Here is a 6,116-nt window from a genome sequence, read left to right as displayed (position 1 = left end):
CAAGCATGATGTGTATACGGAAGCCAGCTTCCGGTTAGGCCGTGTAAGCGACAGCGCCAATGACCTGCTGCGTGACGGCGCGGGCAATGCGTATGGGTACGATATCCATGCAACGTATTACGGCGCCCATGTAGGTCTTGGCAAGGTATTCAATTACAAAGGCGGAAAGAGTCTGGACGTGTATGGCAAGTTCTTCTACACGAAGCGGGACGGGGCCGAGTTTGATGCGAAACAACATTACAACCTGGACAGCGTGAACAGCAGTGTGCTGCGGATCGGCGCCCGGTACGGAACCACAGATAAGAAGTGGAACTGGTACGGCGGCCTGGCTTACGAGTATGAGTTTGACGGAGAAGCAAAAGGCACAGTCAATGGAACTGAGATTCGTGCGGCCAGCATCAAGGGCAGCAGTGTGCGGGGTGAGTTCGGCATGCGGATGGATGCCACGAAGGATAATCCGTGGCGGACAGACATCAGCATCTATGGTTACGGCGGCAAGCACCGCGGCTTCGGCGGCAGCGTGAACGTGGCGTATACGTTCTAAAGGAAGTGTTAGTGGCAAAAACAAGAATGCCATGTAAAACCAGGGACAAACACTACCCAATATAATATGAAGAAAGAGGAGTGGGTCATGCCCATTCCTCTTTTTAGTGGTATAGCTTTCATTGCATACCCCGGATTTAACGCGAAGGCGTAGTGGCAGCTTTCCCGAACAAAGCAATAAAAGGAACGAAAGAAGTGCTATCTGGAGACAGACAATTAAGCTGTCTACATATATAACAGAAAGCAGGCTGGAAAACCGCACCACTACTGGAGTTGCGAAAAAAGTCCGGTCACTGAAGTGACCGGAAAAGATAATCAGAGGATTGAAGAGTCTAAGACGGCATCCGGTATTGGGGTTGGTCGTAAAAACGACCAACCATGAAGCGCAAACCCGCATGGATACTGGGGCTTGGTTCCGTCACCTCTTAATATATAAAGGATAGACAGTTTATATGTCTGTACAGGCGAAGCCGTAAGATACAATTGTCAAACTGCAAGAGTGTGGAGGCTTTGGGTTTCCCCGCCGGTTCTGCCTGAAATGGATGGGACACGGTTGCCCTGTCAACGCGACTTATAATATGTTATAATACTGCTATCTGCAAAACATTACAGCTTCTGAATCGTTATATAAGGTACGCAAGATGGATTGGGAACGAATACTGCTGGTGTTTACGGATATCCTGCTGCCACTGGCCGCGGGATATCTTTTAAAAATTCATAATCTGATGCCGCAAAAAGCCTGCGACTGGCTGATCCGCTTCAACGTCGTTGTCATGGTGACGGTGCTGACGCTGATGAGCTTCTGGGTACTGCCTCTTTCGGCGCAGCTGCTGTGGCTGCCGCTGATTGGCGTACTGATTACGGCTGTGCCCGGGGTGATTGGCGCCCGTTGTTTTGCCGGTCAGTTTGACAATGAACTGGACCGGGGCGCTTACGTAATTTCCGCCATGCTTTCCAACATCGGCACCATCGGCGGCCTGTGCGCTTTTATCCTGTACGGGGAAGAAGGCTTTGCCTATGTGCAGTTGGTGGCCGCGCCTCAGAATATCCTCATGGTGGCGGCGGCGTTCCCCATGGCAAAATACTATTACGAAAAGCATCATGCGGCGCAGCGGCAGGCCAAACTGCAGCTGAGCTTTCGGGAGATGTTCATCACCTGGAACCAGGTGGGGATCCTGGGCATGGCTGCCGGTATTCTGCTGCAGGTCTTTGGCGTTTCCCGGCCTCCTGCGCTGGGCATACTGTTTCATAACCTGGTTCACGTGCTGGCCTGGGTATCCCTGCTGCCGGTAGGGTTTCTGATTGATTTCGGCAGGGCGCGGTTCTATTACCGTAAAGTAATCAGCATGCTGTGGCTGCGCTTTGTCATTGTTCCCGTGTTGTTCTACCTGTTGTTCAAATTGTTGTTTACCGATCAGGTGCTGCTGGGCTCGTTGCTGCTGATGGCGGCGACACCGGCGGCTATCAACTCGGTGATCACCGCGCAGCTGTACAAATTAAATGTAGACATAACCATAGCTTCCTTTCTGCTGACCACGGTGGTTTTTGTGCTGGTTGTTTTTCCGCTGTTCTTTTTCTATATTCACTTTGGGGGACGTTTGTAAACATTTTGTGTCATGCGCTTGAGTTCACACAAGTTTCATTTTTTTCTCCCACGTTTATGCTATAATTGGTTTCGCCTGAAAAGGTATTATACATTGCGCAGATTTGCAATACCTGCTGTTGTTGTGTGTATTAACGTAATGTGATTTTTGAAAAAGGAGAAACCATGGAACAGGTTTTGGCAGGGTTTTCCGGTCCGGATCCGTATATGCTGGAATGGCTGGCGGCAATTTGTCTGATTTTGGTTGCGGTGGCCATGTCGTTGTTCGATTTACCGGGCAATACGTTGATGGTGGGTTGCTGTCTGGGCTTTGCGTTTTACGATCCGTCCAAGTATTTTGATATCCGTATCATCTCTGCGGTAATTCTGATTTACGCTATGGGTGAGATATGGGAATTCGTGCTCTCGTTTTTCGGGATTAAGAAGCAGGTGAAGAGCATTTCCTGGTGGGGCGTGTTCCTGATCGGCTGTGGTACCTTTGCAGGTACTGTCATGGGGGCGACTACGTTTCCGGTGGCGGGCAGTGTGATTGGCGGTGCTATCGGTGCGTTTGTGATGGCGTATTTGTATGAGTACCTGCGTTCCCATAATATGCAGCACGCCGGAGCATTGGCCTGGCAGGCGGCCAAGATGCAGTTTGTGGCCATGCTGGGGAAACTGGTGGCGACCTTTGCACTGGCGATCCTGCTGGCGCGGCAGATTTTCTTTTATGCCTGAGCAGTAAAATGAAAAGGTGGCGCAGATCACTCCGTGTTTCCCTGAATTTGTTTTTACGTGAGCGATAGAATTATAGAAAGAATGTAACAGATTTTTGCTGATTTTTTGAAAAGATAAAAAAATCAGCGGCAAAAACGCATCTTTGATTTGGTTTTTCTATACAGTGTGCTACAATGAATGGGACAGAGCAGTCTGTCCCGTTTTTATTTTTATCATTCTTAGCATTTTGTATGTTCGGTTTTACCGGACAGGATACAGAAAGCCGTGCTGTTGAGAAAACAGAATGGGGCAATGCCGGTTAATTATTTTACAGTTATGCGGAAAAGGTCAGAGACTGTTTTGAAGTTTTGGAGGGCGCAACAATGGACTTAAAAGATAAAATCGTAATCTGCAACGGGAAGATCCGTCCCGTGGCACTGGAATATTTACAGGACAAGGTGACGCTGAAAAGCTGGCAGCAGCGGGGGCGCGTGCCGGAGGAACAGTGGGAGGAGTGGCTGCAGGAGGCGGACGCCCTGTATTCTACAGGAAATATCCGGATCGATGAAACGCTGTTGCAAAAAGCGCCGAAGCTCCAGGTGGTGGCCCAGGCTTCGGTAGGATATGATAATATTGATGTGGAAGCCTGCAATGCCCACAATGTAAAAATCGGCAACACGCCCGGCGTGCTGGTAAATGCGGTGGCGGATATTGCGTACGGTCTGCTGATCGACACGGCCCGGAACATCGTGCGGGGCCATCTGCATACGAAGAACGGACTGTGGGGGGAAAGGAAGGCATTGGGTCTGGGCGTTGACCTGTACAATAAAACACTAGGGATCGTCGGCTTTGGCGATATCGGAAGCGCCATTGCAAAACGGGCCCAGGCCAGCGGCATGCGCATCATTTACCATAACCGCAACCGCAGGCTGAACGATGCCGCATTGGGTGCGCGGTATGTATCGTGGGAAGAACTGTTGCAGACTTCTGATTTTATCGCGGTGGCGGTTACGCTGAATCCTTCTACCAGAGGAATGTTTGATGAAGCTGCCTTTGCCGCCATGAAGGATGGCGTCAGGTTTGTGAATATTTCCCGGGGCAAAGTGGTGGACACGGATGCGCTGTATAACGCACTGAAGAGCGGAAAAGTGGCGGCGGCGGGTCTGGACGTGACGGAACCGGAACCGCTGCCGGGAGATCATCCGCTGCTGACGCTGCCCAATATTACGGTAACTCCTCACATCGCTTCCGCGACCGAGGAGACCCGGGATGAAATGGCGCTGGTTACGGCGCAGAATATTATCGCTGCCCTGTCCGGACAGCCTATGTTGGCACAGGTGAAATAATTTTGGCTTTGAAACTTTGCCTGCACGGTGTGCGAGTCGCCCATCCGGAAACTTTTACGGAAGATGTGGCGAAGCTGCTGAAGCTCACCGTTAAGCAGGGTAAACTGCGTGAAAAAGAATATGGAGAAAACCTCAGCGCCCGGTTTCGCCGCAGCAAGCTGCTGGGCGGACCGTTGCAGCCTGTTAAAGTGCGGGTGATGGAAGGCATTTTGCTGGTGGATTCCCATCTTTCCGATTTACTGGATGTGGAGTTCAGTTACCGCGCCGGCAGTGAAGAACTGGTGCTGACGGCAGTGCAGCAGCTGCTGTCCGGAGGCGACGGGTTCGTGGTAGCAGAGCCGGATCTGAAACTGCGGCTGCTGGCCCTGGCAGGAAAACCCTATCCCCGGGTGTCCGGCGATGCGGGACGGCTGAAGGCGATGCGGCAGTATCTGTACTGGCAGGTCCTCATCATCAACTGGTTCTGGCATCTGCTGTACCAGGATCCGGACAATAAGCTGCTGGTACGTCAGCTGCGCGTGAAGATCCGCCGTCTGCGTTCCTGTCTGGTGTTTTTTAAGGAAGGTCTGCCGGAGGCGCCGGTGTCGGAGTGGCAGGCGTTTTTCCGGGAAGAGGCGGACGCTCTCTCCAATATGCGGGAACTGGATGCGGCGGCCCTGACCTGCAGGCGGCGGCATGAAGCTGCAGGTGCAGAAGGAGCGTCGTCCACGGTGCTGCTGGATTTGTTTTTGCAGCTGCGGCAGGACGAGCAGGAAAAGTTCTTTTTCCGTACTTTTTTGAACCAGCATACGGATAAGCTGGCGGAGTTTATGCTCTGGCTGAACCGGCTGCAGGGCGACGGGTTTAAAGAACTGGGGAAAGAAACGGCCCGGCATTATGTGGCGCGACGTCTGGACGACTGGTGTGAAAAGATGCTCTCCCTCAGCAAAAAGTATCCGGATTTTTCCGATATGGATGATCTGCATGAGATCCGTATCAAGGTGAAACGCTTCCGGTATGTGACCCAGACTGTTGACCTGACAAACCTGCCGCTGGATCTGCTGCGGCAGCTGAAGCAGCTGCAGGACGTGCTGGGGCTGCTTCACGACGATTACGTCAACGCCTATTGGGCCCGGGGCATCGCGCTGCAGCAGCCGGAAGAGGAAGAACTGCAGAAACAGATCCAGTCGTTTCTGAACTGGCAGAGCGCCCGCTCCGAGTCGTTGCTGGCGGTGGTTTCGGAAATGTGGGAGCATTTCCTGCAGATGCTGAAGGAAAAATGAACCGGAAGCCTTGTTCAGATGGTATTTCCCTAAATTTTTGGAATAAAGTGTAAAGAAAAATTGAAATAATAACCATAATCATGTACAATAATAGTATGTATGTACAGTGAAGGTTCTAACATGAATATAGAGGAGGAAATGGAAATGGCTGTTGTTAAAAAGGGCGAATTACCAAGCGTGATTCACAATAACGAATGCTCTGAGGCAATCGTAAAATGGGGCAACGAAAACGGTTACCCGCTGATTAAGGCAAAAATGTTTGACGCGATGGGAACCTACGTCGGTTTTTCCAAAAACTATTTCATCAGAGCGGACCGCCGACCGCCTATCCCGGGAGGCTGGGATCTGACGGTGGAAGAATTTGAGCCGGAGACCCGCATCATCCCGCTGAACACGGACAAAGACGGCGTGGTAAACCGTTTCGTCCTGAAAATGGTGGAAGAGTTTGAAAAAGAAGGCCTGGAAATGAAACTGGCTGATACATGGTATGATTCCTATGGGTATGTGCTGCGTGATTTAAGTGTTACCGGACATCCGCTGCTGATTACGAATTTTGAGGATATCATTGAAAATATGCGGTAGCTGTTACCTGTTTAGAAAAGCGCGGCTTCTGTATAGCGGCGCTTTTATTTTTTATGGTTTTGTGGTAAACTATCCGTAATATTA

5 protein-coding genes and 1 pseudogene are annotated in these 6,116 nt (G+C 51.0%); all 6 read left to right on the top strand.

What is annotated here, in order from left to right:
- A pseudogene (locus tag QZV31_RS08580) lies at window positions 1–544 on the top strand (hypothetical protein); the annotation flags it as partial.
- A gap of 640 nt (window positions 545–1,184) precedes the next feature.
- The gene (locus tag QZV31_RS08575) at window positions 1,185–2,147 is read left to right on the top strand and encodes an AEC family transporter (RefSeq protein WP_295359629.1); all 963 of its coding nucleotides are present in this window, start codon (window positions 1,185–1,187) and stop codon (window positions 2,145–2,147) included.
- A gap of 164 nt (window positions 2,148–2,311) precedes the next feature.
- Entirely contained in the window at window positions 2,312–2,863 is a 552-nt protein-coding gene (locus tag QZV31_RS08570) for a DUF456 family protein (RefSeq protein ID WP_295359627.1), read from the top strand.
- 362 nt (window positions 2,864–3,225) lie between these two features.
- Window positions 3,226–4,188 (top strand): D-glycerate dehydrogenase, encoded by a 963-nt coding sequence (locus QZV31_RS08565; RefSeq protein ID WP_295359625.1) that lies wholly within the window; start codon window positions 3,226–3,228, stop codon window positions 4,186–4,188.
- Window positions 4,189–4,190: 2 nt separating this feature from the next.
- Window positions 4,191–5,450 carry a CHAD domain-containing protein gene (locus QZV31_RS08560; protein WP_295359623.1) on the top strand — a complete coding sequence of 420 codons (1,260 nt, stop codon included), beginning with the start codon at window positions 4,191–4,193 and terminating at the stop codon, window positions 5,448–5,450.
- Window positions 5,451–5,594: 144 nt separating this feature from the next.
- Window positions 5,595–6,032, top strand: coding sequence for a hypothetical protein (locus QZV31_RS08555; protein ID WP_093730928.1), 438 nt, complete (start codon window positions 5,595–5,597; stop codon window positions 6,030–6,032).
- Window positions 6,033–6,116 lie beyond the last annotated feature (84 nt).

Source organism: uncultured Succiniclasticum sp. (assembly GCF_902793885.1).
Taxonomy (GTDB): domain Bacteria; phylum Bacillota; class Negativicutes; order Acidaminococcales; family Acidaminococcaceae; genus Succiniclasticum.
Note: the sequence above shows the minus strand (reverse complement) of the source record. Positions and strands in the feature narration are given on the sequence as shown.